The sequence below is a fragment of the Clostridium sartagoforme genome, assembly GCF_004794105.1.
Taxonomy (GTDB): domain Bacteria; phylum Bacillota; class Clostridia; order Clostridiales; family Clostridiaceae; genus Clostridium; species Clostridium sartagoforme_B.
The window spans coordinates 19,964-42,419 of record NZ_SRYR01000007.1 but is presented as its reverse complement, the minus strand read 5'-3'; the positions used below and the strand labels follow the sequence as shown (position 1 = coordinate 42,419).

Genomic DNA, 22,456 nt, shown 5'->3' with positions numbered 1-22,456 from the left:
GTAACATGGATATAACTATTGATATTACAAAAACTACTTTAGAAACTGAAAGGTTGATTTTAAGGCCATGGAAAGAAACTGATCTAAAGGACTTTTACCAGTATGCATCAACTCCTGGTGTTGGTGAAATGGCAGGTTGGAAACATCATGACTCAATTGAAGTTTCAGAAAATATATTACAGTCATTTATTTCAGGGAAAAACGTCTTTGCAATCGTCTATAAAGAGAATAATAAGGTAATTGGTTCATTAGGATTACATAAATCATGGGCTAATGATGAAAATTCTTATTCACATCTTAAACTTAAGGAAGTGGGATACGTTTTATCTAAAGAATATTGGGGAAATGGATTAATGCCTGAAGCACTTACAGAAGTAATTAAATTTTGTTTTAATACATGCAAGCTAGATGCATTGACAATATTCCACTTTTCCTCTAACACGCAATCCAAAAGAGTTATAGAAAAATGCGGATTTAAATTTGTAAAGCAAAGTAAGTATTTTGCTAAGCAACTTAATTTAACTTTTGATGATATGAAATATGTATTGTTAAATAAAGCAAGCTTATAGCTACTATATTCTTATTATATAAACAAGGGGGTAAAAATTTGAAAAAGATATTTAAGGGGAAAATCAAAAGAAAACACTTATTGGTTTTATTACTGTTAATTTCGGTGTTATCTTTAATAGGTTATAAAAGTATAAATATCTTTAAAAGCACTCTTACTCAAGAGGAAAAGGTTGAAGATTTTCTATATATGTATGATGTAATTGAAAAAAGTTATCCATATCTTGAAGTGAATAAAAGAGTTAACAATGTTGATTGGCTTGCTAATAAGGAGAATTATTTAGCAAGAATAAAAAAAACCAAAAATGATGCTAATTTTATTAAAGAATTAAATAACATTTTAGCAGATCTAAACAATAATCATACTCACGTTATTAGTGATTCTAGTTTTTTTGAAATTGTTACTAATGCTTATGATAGATTGGGCTGGTATGATTTTTTTGATGATGAGATTGTAAAAAAAAGATATGAAAGTATAGGCAAAATAGAATTTAATAAAAAAACATTTTCTACGGAAGATTTAATATTAAAGGATATAGTAGAAGAAAAAGTTGGATATATATTTCTACCAGAAATGACTCCCAGAGGTGAATCTATTGAAGAAAATATAAGTATAACTTCTGAATATATTAAGACATTGGAAAATCATGAATCAATAGTAATTGATATAAGAGGTAATTCTGGAGGGAATGATGCATATTGGGAAGAAGTAATCTCCAGAATCATTCCAAAGTCATATAATACTTCAGGTTATATTTTATTTAGAGATAGTGCTATAATAAATAACTATGTTAAATCAAGGGATATTAATACAAAAGATATTAAAGATTTACCAAAAGAAATAGTAAATAATGGCCCTGTTGAAATAACTAGTAAATTTAAATCTTTTACTAAAAGCGATTGGATTGTAGAATCAAAAGATAGTATAAATTTTAAAGGAGATATTTATTTGCTAGTTGATAAGGTTGTATTTTCAGCAGCTGAATCATTTTCAATATTTTGCAAGGAAAATGGTATTGCTACTTTAATTGGAGAAACTACAGCTGGTGATGGTGGTGGATATGATCCTGTATTATTTAAGCTTAAAAATAGTGGATTAATTGTTAGAATGGCTAGCGATATGTATTTAACTAATTCCGGGATATGTAATGAAGAATTTAAAACTACTCCAGATTATATAATTGAAAATCCAAAAAGAACAAAGAATTTTAGTGACGATAAGTGTATAAATAAAGTATTAGAGTTAGTTGAATAATTATTTGTTAGCAGATATTCTTCTAACACTAATCTCTCAAAGTCTCATTGAGATGCTAACATAGATATCTTAAATATATAATTATATTCAAAATTGTTTAAAGTAAAAAAGTTAATAATTATATTTTGATTTTAAATTATGGGACTATCACATAGATAAATATACTGTAAAATAGGTATATATTAAAATCAAAAAGTTCTTGATAAAGCAAAAACTACTTGGCCTTAGAGTTGTTGCTTGGTCTGAACTTGGCTTAGTTTTTTTTTAACTCTTTTCTTAGCAGTTTTCTAATTTCTAATAGATTCATCTACTTCAGTTAAGCTTTAGTAGATGGACTTTCACACTAAGTTCAGTTATTCTTTCATTCAACTTCACTAAGTATTCAGTGGCTCTTTTTGCAGCTATAAGCTTATGGAACTATCTATTTATCCTTGACTTTATATTCACACTTATGACAATCGTAAAAATTCAGCTCGTCTGAATTTTTCCTGTAGTTTACTTAGATATATAAGATTAAAATATTCAAGGAGTCTTTAACATATTGTGTGTAAGCCGACTTATAGTTTACGAGATTAGACCAGCATAATAATGGTAAAGACTCCTACAGAATTTACTACAATTAAGCTGCGTAGGATTTTATGAAGTCTGGAAGCTCTTCTAGACATTCACAATTTAAATTGATAAATAGATTCACATTAAATCTTTGAGAGAATTCCTTTATTTTTTTGAACAGAGTAATTGATTCAGCTATATTTTTATTTATTATATTCGATAAAGCATCAATATAAATATTTTCAACATCATAATTTTGGGATACTACACCACAGAGTAAGCCATAAAAGCTATCACAATCAACTATGTCTAATTCCTCAGTGTCAACAAACCTTATTTTTTTATTTAGTTGCATCATACGTCTTGAATCGTCATCGATATAAACTGTATCACCTTTAGAATTTATTGAGACCTCATTTGCCATCTCAATTAACTTTTTAGATTTTCCTGAACCTCTCTTTGCACAAAAAACTTGAATCATTGGAATCCACTCCTTTAATAAATTTTTTTATTCTCTTACTTTTAGTATATTCTTTATTACTGAAAATATTTACAATATATTCTATAATAAAGCAAAAAGATAGAGATACTATTAGTTTCCCTATCTTTACTAATCTACATACATATATTTATGTGAACCTAAAACTTTATTTTTTCCTGCGTCTTTTGCCTTGTATAAATACTGATCGGCAGTTTTTATAACTGCTTCTATAGTATCACCATCATAGGGATAAAATCCTAGTCCAAAACTAGCTGTTATGCTTTTTCTTATATTACCATCTTGAATAAAATTCTTACTTATGGCTTCTCTAATACTGTCAATTTTATTAAAGATTTCATTAACTGGACAATTACAATCTATATATAAGATTAACTCTTCTCCACCATATCGTGCTAATATATCTTTTGGTCCTAATTTTTCTCTTATAAGCTTAGTAGTTTCTATTAAAACTTTATCTCCAAATAGATGTCCTAATGTATCATTAATTTTCTTAAAATCATCTAAGTCTACCATAACTATTGCATACTTTTTAATATCCTCTTCAGTCAACCTCTCATTTATAATTTCATAAAAGGTTCTTCTATGATATATTCCAAGCAATGAATCAGTCTTTGCAGCTTTTTCTATTTTCTTATAGAGTATAGCATTTTCTAAAGCAATTGCTATTTGATTAGCTATAGTATTTAAAAATAGCTCATGGAACTCATTTAAGAAATTAAAATGTGTATGATCAACTACAATGTAACCTATACACTCTTCTCCAACCTTTATAGGCACACCCATCCTTGAGTGAATACATATTTTGTTGACCTCATCTTTTGTAATTGGTATCTTAGAATTTAAAATAAAAGTTTTATGCTGATCTATATATTTAATGCATTCGCCAGTTAACTTAATACTTTCCTTTGTACCATTAGTAGCACTTATTACAAAAATCTCTTCTTCTTTTAAATAAACAGTAGATTGGGTAACACCAATAATCCCAATTATCATATCATTAATAATTGGTATTATATTTTTACTGCTTAAGTTAGAGTTTACATAATTACTAATAAAGAGCACATTAGAAAGCATATCTAAGTTTTTTTCATACTGAACATTAATTGTGCTTAATTCCTGCAGCTTACTTTCAGTGATTCTTTGATAACTTTCATACTCAGACTTTGTTTGCTCATATTTTAACTTATAATCGTCCATACTCCCTCCCTATTTTCTTTCAAATAGTATGAATCGAATTATTTTTCCCTATAAATTAATATTACTTTATTTCTTACTTAATATCAATATCTTTTACCTATATTTCCTTAAAAAACCACAATTGTGAATAATTTTTAAAGACTGTCCTTCACAATTCCTGTTCCCTCCATGATTATATTAACATTTGCCTCTAGTTCTGTTATGCTTAATGGGTCTTCTATCTCTATATTTGAATACTTTACATCTAATAATCTTTGTATTTCAAATATATCTAATCCTTCATTTTTATAAGTATCAAATATATTTTTTAAATAACTTTGTACTTCCATTTCTTTAGCTGCTTTTATATATGTTAAAGTTTCTTTATCTACTATAAAACTATCTTGAGCTTCTGCTATTGAAACTTTCATTTCTAAATCTTTCACAAGTTTAATTTTATTATCTTCATATATTATATCACTTCTAGTAGAGTTAGATAGTATTTCTAGAGTTATAAAACTTCCATCTGATTGTGGATTAGCAATTTCTAATGTTCCTTTTGCTACATTATCCATTAATAAATTATAACTTAAAGCATCTTTTGCTTCTAATCTATTAATTAATTTGCTATCTTTTATAACTGCGCCTCCACCAATTTGAATTTTTTTATCTAAAGCATCATCTCTTATTTCTATTGCTCCAACTATATAAGTTTTATCGTCCTCTATAGACTTGCTTAAATACTCATTAATATTAGCTCTTATTGCTCTAGGATTCCTTTTATTTCTATGTACTAACTCTTCTAAATATAAACCTAAATATTCCTCATCATTAGATGTTATCTTAAGTAAATCCTTCACCTCTCCAAAATAGACAAAGATATCAGGCTTTATTTGAAACTCTTGATTATTATTAATTAAATCTAAATAACCTTTTAATCCATCTCTAGCTGCTTTTTCTGTAAATATATAAGCTCTATTTTGCGAGTAATTTAATTCATAACTTGAAGCTAAATTAACATCCTTCAAAGCCTCAAGAGCAGTTTTTCCTATACCTTTATATATCATCCTTCTGCCCTTATCTGAACTTTCGTTTGTACTTCTATAGGGCTTAATACAATCTACATATACTACCGATCTTCCAAAATCATCAGTATCAAATATAATACTAGTTGCAAAGGTTACCTTATTTATATCTCTATAATTAAAACATCCTACTAAAAGGATTGGAAATAATAAGGCTGTTATTAATCTTATAAATCTTTTAGCTCTCATCTTCTTCTCCTTCTTTTACAAAATCTTTTGATATCTTACTTAATGATCCCCTTAATACCACATCTTTAAATCTATACTCATTTGTACTTCCAACAGGGAATAAAAATTGATATCCAACTGAATCTAATTCAGCAAGCTGAATTAAAAATATTAGTGCACCTGCTAAAAATCCTGGTATTCCAAAAGCTGCTGAAAAACATACTAGTACTATTGCCCAAAAGGATAGTGCTCCATACAGTTTAGGAATTAAGAAATATGATAATGTACTTAATGCCACTACTATTATTGTTATTCTAGATGCTATTCCTGCATTTACAGCTGCATCTCCTAATATTAAAGCTGAAACTATACTCATAGCGCCACCTATTGGCTGTGGAAGCCTAAGTCCAGCTTCCTTTATAAATTGAAAGGCTAGCATCATGAGTATTACCTCAATAAATGTAGGAAATGGTACTCCTGCCCTAGATACTGCAAGCCTAAACATAAATAAAGATGGAATCATAGCGAAATGATAAGTCATTACTGCTACATAAAGACCTGGAGCTAATGCTGCCACAAAAAAAGCAATCCATCTTAATATTCTATTAAAGTTTGTATAATACCTATTTAAATAATAGTCATCTGGCATTTGAAAGTTTTCTAAGAAGAAATATGGGGCTGTTATTACAAAAGGTGTTCCATCTACTATAACTCCAACTCTTCCTTCTAAAAGCTTTGCACATACTTCATCTGGTTTTTCAGTATATCCAACCGTATCAAAAAAGCTATTTTGCTTCTTTAATGCATCCTCAATATAATTAGTATCTAAAATAAATCTTAGGTCTAAGTTCTTCACTTTATTTCTTATTTTATTAACCAATTCTACTGGAGCTATTCCATCTAAGTAGCAAATTGCTACAGATGTTTGAGATTTTTCTCCAACTACAGTAGCTTCAAATTTTAAAGCTGGATTTTTAATACGCCTTCTAATTAAAGCTACATTATTTACAATTAGCTCATTAAAACCTTCTCTAGGTCCCTTTAATACAGATTCAGTTTCAGGGGTTCCTACTCCTCTTACAGGGAATCCTTTAGCTTCTACATACATTATTTCCTTATAATCTTCGAAAATAACTGCTGGATCACCTGATAAAATATGCATTATAGCGTCATCAATATCTTTTGCTATTCCAGCTGCATTTATATCTAAAGTATTTTCTATTACCTCTTGCAGAGAAGTGAACTTGCCGCCTTTAGGTGATAAATCTCCAAAACCTCGCAGTGGAGATACCACATATTCACTTATCATTTCACCATTACACAAGTCATCTATAAATATAATGGTTGCCTTACCTAATACTGTTTGAACCGGCCTATATTTTACATCAAAGGAATTCTTTAATTTTTCCTTTATATAATCTAAATTCTTCATATACATCACCTGATTGTATTATTTGTTTGAAATCTGTTTAATATTCATTTTTTTGCTAATACTAAGATAATGAAGAATGGATAATGCAGAATGAAGAATTGGGAAGTAATTTATTCCAAATTACTGAAATTTAGTTTTTAAGAATTCAGATTTGCTGAACTTCATCATAAATTGTTACTTGTTAATTGCTAATTATTAATTGATTTTAGATTTTACTTTTTAATTAAATAAATCTATTATAAGAAACTCAGCTCCGCTGCAGTTTCCTCAGCAATTGTTAATTATTAATTGCTAATTATTAATTATTATTAATTGTTAATTGAAAGAAAGGGTTTTTTTATGAACAAAATTTCTACTAAGCATTTTATATTATTTATATTAGGAACAGCTATTATATCTTGTAAAACATATTTATCTATTTTTGTAGATGTTGGGGGGAGAGCCACTTGGCTTGCTTCAATTATATCCTCTCTTATTTTTACTGGATTACTTTTATTTATAATGAATATTTGTAAAAAAACTAATAACTTTAATATTGTAGATATTTATAAGGAATCTACCCCTAAATTTGTTAGTAGTATATTTTTAATAATATTTGTCTTGGCATTATTTTTAAATTCAATTGAAGCAGCAGCTGTAGAAGCTAATGTACTTCATTCAACATTGTTTATTGATACTCCTATTTGGTATGCATTAATATTTTTTATAGTTCCTTCATTATTTATATTTAGTAAAAAGCTACGTACCCTTCTTATTTTTGTAATAATAAGTGTTTTTGTTTTAATAGTAAATGGAGTTCTATTCTTCTTACTAACACAAAGTTATAAGGATATTAATAACTTACTACCTATATTAGGAGATAAATCACTTTCAAGTTTTATATATTCTGCTGTAATGATATTAGGGAGTTTATCTAGCTTTATGATAGCTATGCCTTTCTTAAAATACATAGATAAAACAGAACATCTTAGGATACATAGTTTATATTCTGGAGTAATATCATCAGCCTTTATTATTTTATCTTTTATAGGGGTTATAACTGCCTTTGGTCCATTAAGAGCTGCTAATATCTTTTATCCTGAGTTTGTGTTAAGTCAAAGAATTGAAGTTGCAGGATTTTTAGAGTTTGGAGAATTATTTTTTATAATTCAAACTGTAGTAGGTCTGTTTGTTAAGTACGTTTTGGCAACATATAGCATATTATTAATATGTGATAAGCTTATAAAGAACAAAGCTATTTTCATTGGAATTTATACTTTTCTAGTGTTTGTCCTATCTTATTTCTTAGGATTAAATAACTATATTTTGTATGAAATGCTTAAATATATTCAAGGCATAAATGTAGTAGCTTTTGTGATAATACCACTAATAACTTTTGTATTGTATTACTTTAAGTTTACCCCTAAAAAGGTAAGTAAAATGTAGATTAATAGCTAATTTTTTAACACAATATTTCTTGAATTATATTGATATTGTGATATAATTAGTTTGAATATTTAAATGATTAGGAAAAATTTCGATAGGTTCTGTCCCTTAAAGTTCATAATCGCCTTAAGGAAGAAATATATCAAGTTTGTTCTTATGAATTTTAAGGAGGATTTATAAATGGAAGATAAGAAAATAATTTGCAAAGATTGCGGAAATGAATTTGTTTTCACTGTTGGAGAACAAGAATTCTACAAAGAAAAGGGATTTGATAACGATCCAGTTAGATGCCCTGACTGTAGAAGAGCTAGAAAAGCTCAAAACAATAGAAGATAATTTCTTCTACCGAGTTAACCTTTCCTGGTTAACTCTATTTTTTTGTTTAAAAACGTAGTAAAATATATATCTTATATACCCCCTTGTAGCTTAATGCATAATCATCTAGCATTTCTTAAAACTCACCATATTAAGCTAGCCATACTCCTTCCACTAAACATCCTAAGAATCCAGAATTTCTTAAAACTTACCAAGTATTATTATCGTTAAATTGCACAAGCTATAATTAGTATGGATATAGGAGGTAATAATTTTGAGTTTTTTAAAATCAATGTTTACTATTTTTGTATTAATAGTACTTGTATCATTGCTTTTCAAATATTCTTTTTGGGCAGTTAATTCTATACTAATTCTGGCAACTTTATTATTTTTAGCAGATGTTTTTTATTTTAATAAAGTTATAACTAAATAAACTTCAGTGTTATCTAAGATTAGATTTTTAATACTAAGGGGCCATTGAAGAATGAAGAATGAAATATTAATGAAAAAACTCCCGAAGGAGTTTTAAAAAGAAATTAATTTTAGTAATTCTTTAAGAATTACTAAAATAATTCTTCGTTTTTAATTTTTAATTTGGGCTGTTTGTACGGCATCCACTTTAATAAATGCACTTTTTAAGTAATTTATTATAAGTTATTTTATTTATTATAAATTTTCAATTCATAATTATCACTTTATGTGACAGCCCCTTATATTTTGATGCAATCGCCACTTATACTATTTTAAATCTTTAACTAAGGAAGTTGCATCATATAATCTTTTTATTTCTCCCTCTCGATGCATCCACTCTTGGCATAGATTAAAATCTTCTTTTCTATAATCACCATTGATTTCAAAGTTAAAGTTTTTAAAGCTCTCTGCTACTTCTTTTGGAAACCCACAGTACTCCATAAAGTAATTAACTTTCTCTTCACTAGATGAGTTATTGATAAGTTCTGCTGCTTCATTTAATGCTTTATGAAAGTTTTTAACTGCCTCTTTATTGTTATTATAAAAATCTTCATCAAAGCACCACATAACTAGATTTTTATCACTATTTCTTGAATCCCAAATAATACTTCCCCCATTATTAACTACTTTAGATACAAAGGGCTCAATTGCAACTAAGGCATCTATTTCTCCACTTTCTAGTGCCTGAATCCTATCATAAGTATTATTAATCCAAACTATTTTAGGATTCTTTATAATATCTTTTAAATCATTTTCTAAAAATAATCTAAACAATCCACTTCTATTAACTCCTACCCTAATTCCATTTAAATCCTTAGGCAAATCTTCGCCACCAACTAGATTTATAGTTCTTGTTAGATTAGAAGTTATGACTGCCTTCTTTCCCTTTTCAAGCATGTAGAAGAAAAATGTTGTATCTCCCATCATCGCATCTGATCTACCTTCTAAGAATTCAACATTTCCTTTAAAGAAAAAGTCTTCATCTAAATATAAGTTCATATCTATATTATACTTTTTAAATATCCCTTGCTTATCTGCCAATATTGAAGTTAAGCTTAGTGGATTCTTCTTTATTAAATTTAAGTTTATCTTTACCATAACTTCCTCCCTTGTAATAAAATGCGAATATAACTGCAAAGATAAATTGACTGCTCGTAAGACAAATTGCTACAAAAATAAGTTCTAAGGCTCGTAAAAACTACTAAGCCAAGAGTTTTGGTAAAACTCGCATGCGCTCAGACAAACCAACAACTCTAAGTCCTAGTAGCTTTTACTTCACCAAGAACTTCTAATTTTTCGCCATATGCTCACTTCACCATCAATTTATCTTTGCTAGTAATTCAGCATTTAAATATTTTAGGTGATTACACTAACTTTTATTGAAATTTAGCTCATCTGAATTTCTTCTTTTAGTAGGCTAGCATCCCCAAGTTTAAATTATTTAAGACGTTTCTAACATTAATGATATGTATTAAATTGGAGATTTTATTATAATGAGAAACTACAATTCTTATTTAAGATAGCTAAGATGGCGTTAAGAATTTTTATTGTTTGAGCAAAGCGAGTTATAAAAATTTAGCCAGCTTAGATAGCTTAAATTTAGAATTGTATTCGAAATTATTTAAAAATCGGAAAGTTAATACATATCATTATGTTTTATTCGCATTTTATAACAATATTGTATATATTAAAAATTCTAGTGACATTATGAAGTGAAAGCTATATATAAGAAGCAGAGGTCTTGGTCCCCATTCTTTTCCCATTTCTTTATATACTTCTTGTATTTTATAATAATCCTTATACCATTTAACATATCCATAATAATAGAATATCAATAGTCCTGATATAAATATTATTAAGCTTATTTTTGACATTAAAAATAGGGCTATCCAAGCTAATATCATAATTATAGCTTCTGGTATTATTATCTTAATTGAGTTTCTAAAACCAATAACGTGAGGTAGAGTTACTCTAACTCCTTTGTCTTTTTCATAGTCAGATGTATTGTTTGTGGACATTAAGAATACAGTCATTATCATTGATATAAGTGCATATAAAATTATTTCTATGCTTACTTTTCCTTGCTGTATATATGAAGATACAAAGCTACTTATACCTCCTGCAAATATTCCTGATACTAATTCACCAATAGGATAAATTATATATGGTTTTGGTCCTAAGGAATAAGTTATTGCTGCTAAGGCACTTAATATACCTATAATTAATATGCTTATATCCTTAGTTATTAAAACCACTAAAAGTCCACTTCCTCCACCTAAGGCTAACATAAAACCTAGAGCTATTATTGCATCTAAAAACTTAGCGTCTCCTCTAACTAAACCTTCACTACCTAAATGCCCTGTAAATGTATCTTCATTTTCTTCATTCTTTAAAAATGCTCTTATTTCATTTGCTATATTAGCTACTATATTTAAGCTAAAACCTGAAATAAACATTAATACTAATGGAAGTATTTTTATATCCCTTGCTAAATACGCTCCGAAGAGTCCTCCACTTAAAGCTGGAAGTCCTGTTGCAAAGCCTGTTCTAAGTTCCATTACTGTATAAATTCGTTTTAAAAAATTATTTTTCTTCATTTGTCCAATACTCCCTGAAGCTTTTCTTTTTCATTCATCTTATGTTCTTAAGTTTCTATTCTTAATTATTAACTTCTTTTGAAATAATATTTCTCTCTATCTAATACTTCCTGATGTTATTCCTTGATAAATATGCTTTTGTAAAAATACGAAAAATAAAATCATTGGTATCATGCTTATTACAATTCCTGCACATATAACCTGCCATTCTGTAGAGGCTGGTCCTATAAAGTTAAATAAAGTTGTTGAGACAGTATTTAGCCCTTCCCCTGGCATATATAAAAATGGCACATAAAAATCATTATATATTGAAATTATTTTAAGCATAATTGCAGTTGCAGTTGCAGGTTTTAGTAAAGGAAATATTACCTTTCTATATATTTGAAAATATCCTGCTCCTTCTAACATTGCTGCTTTATCTAAATCCCTTGGAACTTTTTCTAATGCTTGCATATAAATATAAACCATTAATACATCTGCACCTAAATATATTATTATTGGTGCAAGCCTAGTATTGTATATACCTAATGCATCAACTATCTTAAAGGTTGCAACTTGAGACATTTCCATAGGTACTATTGATACAAGCAAATACATAAATAAAATTAACTTTTTAAACTTAAACTCAAATCTACTTATAACAAAAGCCACCATAGAACCTATAATTACACTACCTGTAGCTCCAAAGAGTATTAATATAAATGTATTAATAAATCCCATAAGCATTTTACCATCTACAAAGGCCTTTATATAATTTTCAAAGTAAGCAAAGCTATTTGGAGGAGTAATTCCACTTGTCCTAGTGAATTCATCATAAGTTTTAAAGGAGCCAAAAATAACAGTTATTATAGGTAAAAACACTACTATTGTCCAACCTATTAAAGTAGAATATTTTAATATTTTTGCTATTATAGATTTAATATTCACCTTCATCATTACTATATACCTTCTTTTGAATAGTTGTAGCTAATATAATTACTATTGAAATTATTACAGCCATACTAGCTGCAAGTCCTATTTTCTTTTGCTCAAAGGCAGTTTTAATAGTTTGTAATAAGAATGTGCTAGTACCATTAGATCCATTAGTCATTATCATAGGTATTTCAAATACTGAGATAGACCCAATAATAAGTAAAATAAAATTTATCTTAATTATTGTGTGGATATTAGGTAATATTACATACCTAACCTTTTGCATTATAGAAGCTCCTTCTATTTCTGCAGCCTTTAAATATTCCCTCGGTATAGATTGAATTGCTCCAAAATACATAATAAAGCTTCTCCCTGTAAATCTCCAAAGGGATATGCTAGCTAATGTGTAATTAACTATTCTCGGATCTCCAAGCCAATAATGTACAAACTCTCCAAGTCCTAAACTTCCAAGGGCTGCATCAAAGGTTCCTCCTGGTTCAAAAAACACTCTAAACATCATTGATATTGCAACTCCACTTATAAGAGTTGGAAAAACAAAGCTTGCCTTAAAAAAGCCTTTAAATTTAACTTTAAAAGATAGCATAATAGCAAAAAGCATAGCTATTATAATTTGAAGTATTCCAGATAAAAAGTAATATAAACTATTTTTAAAAACCTGAAAATAAGTTGGGTCCGTTAAAACTTTTATATAATTATCAAAGCCAATAAACTCCTTAACCTTTGATATACCATTCCAAGATGTAAAACTATATATAACTATTTCAATTATAGGTAAAAATCCAAATAAGAATAATAATAAAATAGGAAAAAAAAGAAAGAGAAAAATAATTTGTCTTTCTTTTTTTATTAAGTTTACATTATTCATTTGCCTTTGCAGCAGCTTCCCACTTAGATTCTAATGAGTTTACATAGTCAATATAACTTTCATTTTCATTTGGATATAAACCTATATTAATAACCTTTTGAAGTACATCTGTTAATCTTCCTACACCTACTTCATTAGTAATTGCAGCATACTTACTATCAATTTCTGGAGTTTCTGTAGATGATGTTAATACTATATTATTATTTTCAAACATTTCTTTTTGTTCTGCAGTTAAGTCTTCTTTACTTGGTGACATTCCACCTAAATCATCTGCATATCCACTTTGAGCTGAAATAAAGAACTCTAAAAATGCCTTAGCAGTTGCTTTATTTTCACTATTCTTATTCATTACAATTACTGATGGTGCTCCAAAAGCAATACTTGTTTGGCCATTAAATTTAACTGGTAATGGAGCTATATTAATTTTGCTTCCATTTGTACTAAGTTCTTGAATCATCTTTGCATCTTGAGAACCCTTCATTATCATGGCAACTTCTCCATCTGCAAGCATTTGAAGAGACTTAGCAAAATCACCTGTTATAGGGTCTGCTTCTGTTAATCCATTTGAAGCTAATCCATAAAATAAATCCATTATTTCACGTATTGGTTGACCTTCTTTAAATCCAGTTCCAGCTTCAAGCATTGCAGATCTATATTGCTCTCCACCATAAGAAGTTAATGTTCCACCCCAAGTTCCTAAAGTCTTGTTGTAGTTTGTATAGAAAGGTATAGCATCAGTATTTTCTTTTATCTTTTTGCAAGCTTCTATAAATTCTTCAGTAGAAGTTGGCATTTCTTCTACTCCAGCCTTCTTTAAAACTTCTTCATTATAAATAATTCCTAAGCTATTTAAAGCAACTGGTAGTCCATATGCAACATCATTGTAATCCGCTTCTGTAACATCAATATACTTTTCTTTAAGCTCATCAACTGTTCCTAATGGCTCAAAGTAATTTTCATATTCTTCAGGAGTTCCATTCATACTAAAAGGTAGGAATAAAACATCACCATAATCCTTAGTATTCATTCTAGTCATTATGTATTTATCATAGTCAGCAGATGATTCCCATACTATATCTTCAACATTTGGATATAGCTTTTTAAAATCCTCTTCTATTTTTTCAAATAATTTATCAGCATCTGTTCTAGAGGTAACAACCTTAATAGTACCTCCGATTTCTTCACTTTGCTTTTCTCCAGCCTTAGTACATCCCACCATAAGCATTGGTAACATCAATAAAGTTGCTATTATCTTTTTTGCTTTCATTTTAATTACTCCTTATATTTTGTCTTGTTAATATATCAAAAATATTAGCCTTATTAAAATTAAAACTAATATTAATTTTATCCCCTATTTTTATATTATTTACTCCATAATCTTTAAAAGTAAATTTCATTTCATTATAAATAATATAAAAAATTGTTTCACTTCCAAGATACTCAATCTTTTCTACAATACCTTCAATATATTCTTCATTAGAATTATCTACCTTAATAGTATCTTCTGATCTTAGTCCAATTATATATTTTCCTTTATTTAAATCATTAAATTCTTTAGGCTTATTAAACTTAATAGACTCACCTAAAAGAATATAATCATCATCTATAAATAAATCAAATAAATTTATTTGAGGCCTTCCAATAAAAGTAGCTACAAAAACATTACTTGGATTATTATATATTTCAAAAGGACTTCCTATTTGCTGAATTTCTCCATTATTAAGTATTACTATTTTATCAGCCATAGACAAAGCTTCAACTTGATCATGAGTAACATATATAGTTGTAGCATTTAATTCATTGTGTAAATTCCTAATTTCATTTGAAGTTGAATTCCTTAATTTAGCATCTAAATTCGATAAAGGTTCATCCATTAAAAAGCACTTAGGATTTCTAACCATAGCTCTAGCTAAAGCTATTCTTTGTCTTTGCCCACCTGATAAATTCTTAGGCTTAGACTTTAAGCACTCTTCTAATTTAAGTATTTTAGCTGCCCATTTTACTTTCTCGTCTATTTCCTTTTTATTAGCTTTTCTTATCTTCATTCCAAAAGCAATATTTTCATAAGCTGTTAAATGAGGATACAAGGCATAGCTTTGAAAAACCATAGAAACATCTCTACTCTTAGGCTCTATATCATTAATAACCTTATTATCTACCTTAATTTTTCCTTCAGTAATATCCTCAAATCCACAAATTAAATCTAAAAGAGTAGATTTTCCACTTCCACTAGGACCTAATATAACTATAAATTCACCCTTCTCAATATTAAAATTTATATTCTTCAAGGCATATCTATCAGCATTCTTATACTTTTTTGATAAATTATCAAACTCTATATAACTAATTTAAATCACCTCCATAAAAATTAGTAAATCTAAATCAATAAATCTAAATAATATAATTGCCTTAATAGTATATAACTATTTTGATTGATAAATCAATAACAATCGTAAAAAAATACGAATATAACCACAAAGATAAATTGACGGCTCGTAAGACAAATGGCTACAAAAATAAGTTCTAAGGCTCGTAAAACTACTAAGCCAAGAGTTTTGGTAAAACTCGCATACGCTCAGACAAACCAACAACTCTAAGGCCTAGTAGTTTTTACTTCACCAAGAACTTCTAATTTTTCGCCATATGCTTACTTCACCGTCAATTTATCTTTGCTAGTAATTCAGCATTTAAAATATTTTAGGCTATTACACTAATTTTTATTGAAATTCAGCTCGCCTGAATTTCTTCCTTCAGTAGGCTTTCATCCGTAAATTTAAATTATTCAAGGAGTCTTTAACATATTTTGCGTAAGCCGACTTGGAGCGTGCGACGGAGGCTGAGCATAATATGTTAAATACTCCTATACAATTTAATTCATTTATTGACATGGTGATTTAGCATACCTATAATTAATTATATAGTTAAACGTTATATAGTAATGGATTTGCACAAATGAAAGGAGTGCTTTAATTGGAAAATAATACAGAGAAGAAGAAGGTTATCTTTAGTGGTATTCAACCTTCTGGGCAATTAACCTTAGGAAATTATCTTGGTGCTATAAAAAATTGGGTAAAGCTACAAGATGAATTTGATTGTTATTTTTGTGTAGTTGACTTACATGCAATAACTGTAAAACAAGAGCCAAAAGATTTAAGACAAAGAACACTTGAAGTTCTTGCAATATATATAGCTTCAGGAATAGTACCTGAAAAAAATACATTGTTTATTCAATCCCATGTTCCAGCTCATAGTGAAGCTGCTTGGTTATTAACTTGCAATACTTATATGGGTGAACTAGGAAGAATGACACAATATAAAGATAAGTCTCAAAAATATGGTGATTCTATAGGGGCAGGGCTATTTACTTATCCAGTATTAATGGCTGCTGATATCCTTTTATATAATACAGATTTAGTTCCTGTTGGTCAGGATCAAAAACAACACCTTGAGTTAGCTAGAGATGTTGCAAATAGATTTAACAATGCTTATAGTCCAACATTTAAAGTACCAGACCCATATATCCCTAAAATAGGGGCAAAGATTATGAGCTTACAAGAACCTACAAAGAAGATGTCTAAATCAGATGATAATCCAAATAGTTATATCCTAATTATGGACCCACCTGAAGTAATTAAAAAGAAGGTTTCTAGAGCAGTTACAGATAGTCTTGGTGTTATTAATTACACTGATGAACAACCAGGAGTTAAGAATCTTTTAGATATATTAATAGCTATTAATGGTTCTACATCTGAAGAGTTAGTAGCTTACTATAAAGATAAAGGATATGCTGATTTAAAGAAGGATGTTGCTGATGCAATAGTTTCTGAATTAGAGCCAGTCCAAAATAAAGTAAATGAAATTCTTAAGGACAAAAAAGCCCTTGAAGAAATTTATAAGCTAGGTGCTGAAAAGGCTAGCTATGTTTCAATGAAAACATTAAGAAAAATGCAAAAGAAGATTGGATTTATTCCAAGATAGTTAACTAATACATATTAATTTATTTAAAATTAAATAAATTAATATGTATTCTTCTATAAATATATTTTTCACAAAAACTTTTCACTTTAAAATTTTATAAGAGGTATATTATGAATTTATATAAAAAGCTTTTAAATATTTCTACTATTTTATACGTAACATTATATCCTATACTTCCTAGCTACGGAATTTTAAGTTCAGACTTAGTTCTATACTCACTATTTGCAATCCAATTCCTAGGCTTTATTATACTTAAGAAAGAAAGATTAAAAACACTTAAAAGTATACCAATACTATTAAAAGACAAAATATTCATTACTCTTTTTCTACTTAATCTATTAATGTATTTTTCAGTTCTTTTTGCTGAAGATAAACGATTATCTATCGTTAATAGTATAAGGTTTACTATGTATATCTTTGTATATTATTCAATTGCTTATAAAGTAGAAATAAAGAAAGATTCAAGAATGTTAATTTATTCATTTTTAAGTATTTCCGTTATCTCTAGTCTTATAAGTATATTCCAAGTAATTAAACTTAACTTTTCAAGCTTACATTTAGATGAAGAGAATAGAATAGTTTCCTTCTTAGAAAACTCTAATAATTTAGGTGCCTATAGCGTAATGGCATTATTTATTCTATTACTTTTATTTTTAAATGAAAAAAATAAAAAAGTTAAATATATATTATTTGTCTCTTCACTATTACTTGTAGCTAATATAATTTTATCTCAATCTCGAAATGCTTTATTAGCATTAATTATCGGCTGTGTTTTAATAGCTATAATATATGATAAGAGATTTTTAATTGCATCCGTAGCTATACCTATTGCCTTAATAATTATTCCTCAAAGTCGTGCTAGGTTATTAGATATTTTGAGCCCAGATCAAAATAGTAGTAGAATAAAAATATGGAAAGCTACTGAATTAATGATAAAAGATAATCCTTACTTTGGAATAGGATATGAGAACTATTCAGTAAAATACCCAAACTATATTTATCATAATAAAGACTTAATGGTACATGGAAGCTATAAAGCTTTACATCCCCATAATATATTTTTAAAAATTCAAGTTGAGCTTGGTATTGTTGGTAGTATAGTATTTCTATTGTTTTTATTATTAACAATATATACATTATATAAATATATTACTAATGCTAATAATTCTTTCAATAAATCAGTATTAATAGGGATAACAGTTTCCTTTATTTCTTTTCAAGCTATGAATCTAATTGATTGTTATTATTCATCCTTAAAAATAATAACCACGATGGTTATTATATTAGGAATATCAACTCAAATTAATAGTATTAAAATTAAATCATGAATTTAAATACTAAAAACATTAAAATTAATTTAAAATAAGATTGCATTTATTCTAGGATAGCAAAAAAAGGTTGGACGATATAATTTTCATCCAACCTTTTATCCGATCGCTATCATTGCTAACACTCCCCCTTCTATAAGTGGGAGTTAAGCACTGCTACGCTCCTGGATTAGTTCTTCTAAGATTCAGATAGAGTAAGGTATTCCTATTAAGAAAACTCCATCTGAAGCTAAGAATCACTCTATATTATTTATTCCAATCTTTACTATTTAAGTATTCAATAAATGGTTCTCTAAGCTCTTCTTTCTTTAAAGCAAATTCTACTGTTGCTTGTAAGAATCCTAGCTTATCTCCAACATCATATCTTCTTCCCTCGAAGTTATATGCATACATTGCTTCATTTTCTATTAAAGTTTCAAGAGCGTCTGTTAATTGAATTTCTCCACCTTTACCAGGCTGAGTGTTAGCTAACACATCAAATATTTGAGGAGTAATAATATATCTACCTAATATAGCTACATTACTTGGTGCCTCTTCTACTGCTGGTTTTTCAACTAGCTTTTTAACCTTATATACTCTATCTTCAATATGGATTCCATCTACGATTCCATACTTATTTACATCTTCTTTTGCTACTGTTTGAACTCCTAGTATTGAAGTTTTATATTCTTTGTAGCAATCCATTAATTGTTTTAAACATGGAACTTCTGAATCAACTACATCATCACCTAGAAGTACTGCAAAAGGTTCATTTCCTACAAAAGCCTTTGCACATAAAATAGCATGACCTAAACCTTTAGGTTCCTTTTGTCTTATATAATGAATATCAGCTATATCTGATATTCCTCTAACTAACTCTAAAAGCTCTTCTTTATGATTCTTTTCAAGCTCCATTTCAAGTTCTACAGACTTATCAAAATGGTCCTCAATGCATTTTTTATTTCTACCAGTAATTATTAGAATTTCTTCAATTCCTGATGCTACTGCTTCTTCAATAATATATTGAATAGTAGGCTTGTCAACTATAGGAAGCATTTCCTTTGGTTGAGCTTTAGTTGCAGGTAAGAATCTTGTTCCAAGTCCTGCAGCTGGTATAATAGCTTTTCTTACTTTCATTATTATCCCTCACAATCAATTATCTTTACATAATTATCATATTTAATTTTATCATAATAAAATGTATAAAACAATCGATAATTGTTAATATTTAACTTACTAAGCTCTTATCTAATTTTCTTTATAAAATCTATATACTTATCATGATTAATAGCAAAATTACCAGAAACCTTTTCTCCATCTTTTAAATTTGTAGTAACTACTGATCCTAAACTTATACTTACCTTACTTCCTAATACTAGTCCATTAGATATTATAGCTCCAAGTCCAACCCATGAGTCACTACCTATTACAGTTCTTCCTCCAAAAGTACTTCTTGATGCAATCAAACACCTTTCTCCAACCTTAACACCATGCTCTATATGAACTAAATCATCAAGCTTAGAATAATCTCCAATTATTGTATTATCCCATGTATACAATGCTTTATCTATGCATGAGTTATATTGCACTTCAACATTTTTTCCAATTATAACTCCACCACAGTGATTAACATTCATAATTATTCCATCAGTTCTCTTATACTCATACCCTTCACCACCAAGGATAACTCCTGCTCTTATAATACTATTATCACCTATAACAGTATTTTCTCTTATAACTACAAATTCTTCTATAATTACATTATTTCCAATTACAACATTTTTATTGCTAATAGAAGATAGCTTACTTATTTTGCAACCATCTCCTATAGTTGTATCAAAACTTTCTCTTCTATATCCATCTTTTAAAGAAAGTATATTATGTAACTTAAAATAATCATTCCTAGGTCTTTCTGTAACTATTATTCCATATTTATATTTTAACTTTTCTCCTATTTCTCTCGTTGTAATAAGAGCTGTAATTTTATCACTTAAACCACTTATATACTTTTCACTTTCTATAAAAGTAAGTATCTTTTCATCACATTCAGATATTGCTAAACCTAATGACGTAAACTCCCCATCTTTTAATAATTCTAAGCCTTCTTTTAAATTAATAACTTCGCTTAATAACATAAGGTCCTCCTAATTTAATTTTTATATAAGTTGCTGAAAGAATTCCTCACTTAAATATTGTAAATATCAAATATATATTAATAAAATATAGAATATTCATTACAACTTATATACATTATACCAATTTTTCGCTAACTTTATAATCCAATTATTTATTGAATAATATTTAATAATATGATAATATCAATAAGTATTATTTAATATTTATATAGAAATATTAAATTTTTAATAATTTTAAATGAAAATTTTGTAGAAATTTATATTAACTTATTTGGAGGATACTAATGAAAAAAACCACGAAAGATTCTATCATAGTTGGATTTGCATTGTTTTCAATGTTTTTTGGTGCTGGTAATTTAATATTTCCTGGCTTCTTAGGAAACACAATTGGAGATCAATATATACTTGGAATTATTGGATTTACCATAACAGGAGTTGGACTACCTCTTCTTGCAATAATTGCTTGTTCTAAAGGGGATGGTACTTTTAAGACCTTATCTAGTAAAATTGGTAATAAATTTTCAATAATATTTACTGCTATTTTATTTATAACAATAGGGCCTATGCTTGCAATACCTAGAACAGCTGCAACTACTTTTGAGTTAACTGTTAATCCTTTTTTCCCAAAGGTTACACCTTTTATAGCAATGGCTATATATTTTGCAATTAACTTATTTTTCGTATTAAGAAAAACTTCAATAATAGATACTATAGGTAAATTCCTAACCCCAGCTCTTATAGCTCTTTTAGTAATCTTAATAGTAAAAGGCTTAGTTATGCCAATAGGTGCTATTACAGAAACTAATGCTATAAATGTTTTTTCTACTTCATTATTAGAAGGTTATCAAACTATGGATGCTATAGCTGCATTACTATTTGCTGGAGTAATAACTACTTCATTAAAAACTAAGGGATATAAAGACAAAGAAATGCCTAAAATGATATTGAAATCAAGCTTAGTAGCTGTTATTGGACTAGCTTTTGTATATGGTGGATTAACTTATATAGGAGCTCAAACTACTGAACTAGCTACTGGTGAAATAGGTAAGACTGGATTATTATTATTAATATCTAGAAATATCCTAGGTTCTGTTGGACCTGCTTTAATAGGAATTGCCATGTGCCTTGCATGCTTAACTACATCTATAGGCTTATTATCTGCTGGTTCTTCCTTCTTCGAAAAAATTTCTAATGGAGGGTTACCTTTTAAGATAAATGCAGTTGTAATATCTATAGTAAGCTTATTACTTGCAACCTTAGGTGTAGATAAGATAGTTGTACTATCAGCACCAGTATTAAATATTTTATATCCTGTTTGTATAACATTAATATTAACTACACTAATGTCAAAGTTCTTAACTAACATAAAAGCTATAAGACTTGGAGTTTATACTTCATTAATCTTTGGGATATTATTTGCTATTCCTGGTATAAACTTAAACTTTATTCCACTTGCTGAACTAGGCTTTGGATGGTTAATTCCAACTATAATTTCTATTGTATTGGGACATGTTATATTTAGAGAAATAAAAGATGAAAATGTTGTGGCAAATTAATCAAGCTTAGTTTGCAATGAAAAATGAAGAATTAAGAATGGAAAATTAAGAAAAAAACTCCTTTCGGAGTGTTAAATGTTAAGCTAAAAAAAGGTTGTCTTTCCGACAACCTTTTTTATTATTAGTAACTAGTAATA

At 28.2% G+C, this 22,456-nt stretch carries 20 protein-coding genes; 8 read left to right on the top strand and 12 right to left on the bottom strand.

What is annotated here, in order from left to right:
* Positions 1–5: 5 nt before the first annotated feature.
* Both E5347_RS12265 and E5347_RS12260 read left to right on the top strand, forming a co-directional pair.
* A complete protein-coding gene (locus E5347_RS12265) occupies positions 6–569 on the top strand; it encodes a GNAT family N-acetyltransferase (RefSeq protein ID WP_136007519.1) in 564 nt (187 codons plus the stop codon).
* Positions 570–607: 38 nt separating this feature from the next.
* Positions 608–1,822: a S41 family peptidase gene (locus E5347_RS12260; RefSeq protein ID WP_136007518.1), complete on the top strand. Its 1,215-nt coding sequence runs from the start codon at positions 608–610 to the stop codon at positions 1,820–1,822.
* Positions 1,823–2,441: 619 nt separating this feature from the next.
* Here the strand turns inward: E5347_RS12260 and E5347_RS12255 are convergent.
* The 4 genes from E5347_RS12255 to E5347_RS12240 all read right to left on the bottom strand — a co-directional run bounded on the left by E5347_RS12255 (position 2,442) and on the right by E5347_RS12240 (position 6,737).
* Positions 2,442–2,855: a hypothetical protein gene (locus E5347_RS12255; protein WP_136007517.1), complete on the bottom strand. Its 414-nt coding sequence runs from the start codon at positions 2,853–2,855 to the stop codon at positions 2,442–2,444.
* 129 nt (positions 2,856–2,984) lie between these two features.
* Positions 2,985–4,073: a GGDEF domain-containing protein gene (locus tag E5347_RS12250; protein ID WP_136007516.1), complete on the bottom strand. Its 1,089-nt coding sequence runs from the start codon at positions 4,071–4,073 to the stop codon at positions 2,985–2,987.
* A 134-nt stretch (positions 4,074–4,207) separates the two neighbouring features.
* Positions 4,208–5,326: a Ger(x)C family spore germination protein gene (locus tag E5347_RS12245; protein ID WP_136007515.1), complete on the bottom strand. Its 1,119-nt coding sequence runs from the start codon at positions 5,324–5,326 to the stop codon at positions 4,208–4,210.
* The gene (locus E5347_RS12240; RefSeq protein WP_136007514.1) at positions 5,316–6,737 is read right to left on the bottom strand and encodes a spore germination protein; all 1,422 of its coding nucleotides are present in this window, start codon (positions 6,735–6,737) and stop codon (positions 5,316–5,318) included. Before E5347_RS12240 ends, E5347_RS12245 begins: the two co-directional genes overlap by 11 nt.
* Before the next feature lie 339 nt (positions 6,738–7,076).
* Between E5347_RS12240 and E5347_RS12235 the strand changes: the two genes are divergently transcribed.
* The 3 genes from E5347_RS12235 to E5347_RS16920 all read left to right on the top strand — a co-directional run bounded on the left by E5347_RS12235 (position 7,077) and on the right by E5347_RS16920 (position 8,910).
* The gene (locus tag E5347_RS12235) at positions 7,077–8,162 is read left to right on the top strand and encodes a GerAB/ArcD/ProY family transporter (protein ID WP_136007513.1); all 1,086 of its coding nucleotides are present in this window, start codon (positions 7,077–7,079) and stop codon (positions 8,160–8,162) included.
* A 180-nt stretch (positions 8,163–8,342) separates the two neighbouring features.
* Positions 8,343–8,498, top strand: coding sequence for a zinc-ribbon domain-containing protein (locus tag E5347_RS12230; protein WP_136007512.1), 156 nt, complete (start codon positions 8,343–8,345; stop codon positions 8,496–8,498).
* A 253-nt stretch (positions 8,499–8,751) separates the two neighbouring features.
* On the top strand, positions 8,752–8,910 hold the full coding sequence (locus E5347_RS16920) for a hypothetical protein (RefSeq protein ID WP_168354963.1): 159 nt from the start codon (positions 8,752–8,754) through the stop codon (positions 8,908–8,910).
* A gap of 305 nt (positions 8,911–9,215) precedes the next feature.
* Here the strand turns inward: E5347_RS16920 and E5347_RS12225 are convergent, their stop codons facing one another.
* From E5347_RS12225 to E5347_RS12200, 6 genes are all read right to left on the bottom strand, one after another.
* Complete coding sequence (locus E5347_RS12225) at positions 9,216–10,046, bottom strand: ABC transporter substrate-binding protein (RefSeq protein WP_136007511.1); 831 nt, start codon at positions 10,044–10,046, stop codon at positions 9,216–9,218.
* Positions 10,047–10,615: 569 nt separating this feature from the next.
* The gene (locus E5347_RS12220) at positions 10,616–11,545 is read right to left on the bottom strand and encodes a prenyltransferase (RefSeq protein ID WP_136007510.1); all 930 of its coding nucleotides are present in this window, start codon (positions 11,543–11,545) and stop codon (positions 10,616–10,618) included.
* Positions 11,546–11,641: 96 nt separating this feature from the next.
* Positions 11,642–12,481 (bottom strand): carbohydrate ABC transporter permease, encoded by an 840-nt coding sequence (locus tag E5347_RS12215; protein WP_207670485.1) that lies wholly within the window; start codon positions 12,479–12,481, stop codon positions 11,642–11,644.
* On the bottom strand, positions 12,462–13,343 hold the full coding sequence (locus E5347_RS12210) for a carbohydrate ABC transporter permease (protein WP_136007509.1): 882 nt from the start codon (positions 13,341–13,343) through the stop codon (positions 12,462–12,464). The genes E5347_RS12215 and E5347_RS12210 overlap by 20 nt, the downstream gene beginning before the upstream one ends.
* Positions 13,336–14,610, bottom strand: a complete 1,275-nt coding sequence (locus E5347_RS12205) for an ABC transporter substrate-binding protein (protein WP_136007508.1) — start codon at positions 14,608–14,610, stop codon at positions 13,336–13,338. The genes E5347_RS12210 and E5347_RS12205 overlap by 8 nt, the downstream gene beginning before the upstream one ends.
* A gap of 1 nt (position 14,611) precedes the next feature.
* Complete coding sequence (locus E5347_RS12200) at positions 14,612–15,631, bottom strand: ABC transporter ATP-binding protein (RefSeq protein WP_243109780.1); 1,020 nt, start codon at positions 15,629–15,631, stop codon at positions 14,612–14,614.
* 682 nt (positions 15,632–16,313) lie between these two features.
* Between E5347_RS12200 and trpS the strand changes: the two genes are divergently transcribed.
* Both trpS and E5347_RS12190 read left to right on the top strand, forming a co-directional pair.
* On the top strand, positions 16,314–17,321 hold the full coding sequence (trpS, locus tag E5347_RS12195) for a tryptophan--tRNA ligase (RefSeq protein ID WP_136007506.1): 1,008 nt from the start codon (positions 16,314–16,316) through the stop codon (positions 17,319–17,321).
* Positions 17,322–17,431: 110 nt separating this feature from the next.
* A complete protein-coding gene (locus E5347_RS12190; protein ID WP_136007505.1) occupies positions 17,432–18,649 on the top strand; it encodes an O-antigen ligase family protein in 1,218 nt (405 codons plus the stop codon).
* A gap of 246 nt (positions 18,650–18,895) precedes the next feature.
* Here the strand turns inward: E5347_RS12190 and galU are convergent, their stop codons facing one another.
* On the bottom strand, positions 18,896–19,765 hold the full coding sequence (galU, locus tag E5347_RS12185; RefSeq protein ID WP_136007504.1) for a UTP--glucose-1-phosphate uridylyltransferase GalU: 870 nt from the start codon (positions 19,763–19,765) through the stop codon (positions 18,896–18,898).
* 107 nt (positions 19,766–19,872) lie between these two features.
* On the bottom strand, positions 19,873–20,763 hold the full coding sequence (locus E5347_RS12180; protein WP_136007503.1) for a UDP-3-O-(3-hydroxymyristoyl)glucosamine N-acyltransferase: 891 nt from the start codon (positions 20,761–20,763) through the stop codon (positions 19,873–19,875).
* A 284-nt stretch (positions 20,764–21,047) separates the two neighbouring features.
* Between E5347_RS12180 and brnQ the strand changes: the two genes are divergently transcribed.
* Positions 21,048–22,319, top strand: coding sequence for a branched-chain amino acid transport system II carrier protein (gene brnQ / locus E5347_RS12175; protein ID WP_136007502.1), 1,272 nt, complete (start codon positions 21,048–21,050; stop codon positions 22,317–22,319).
* Positions 22,320–22,456: the final 137 nt, after the last annotated feature.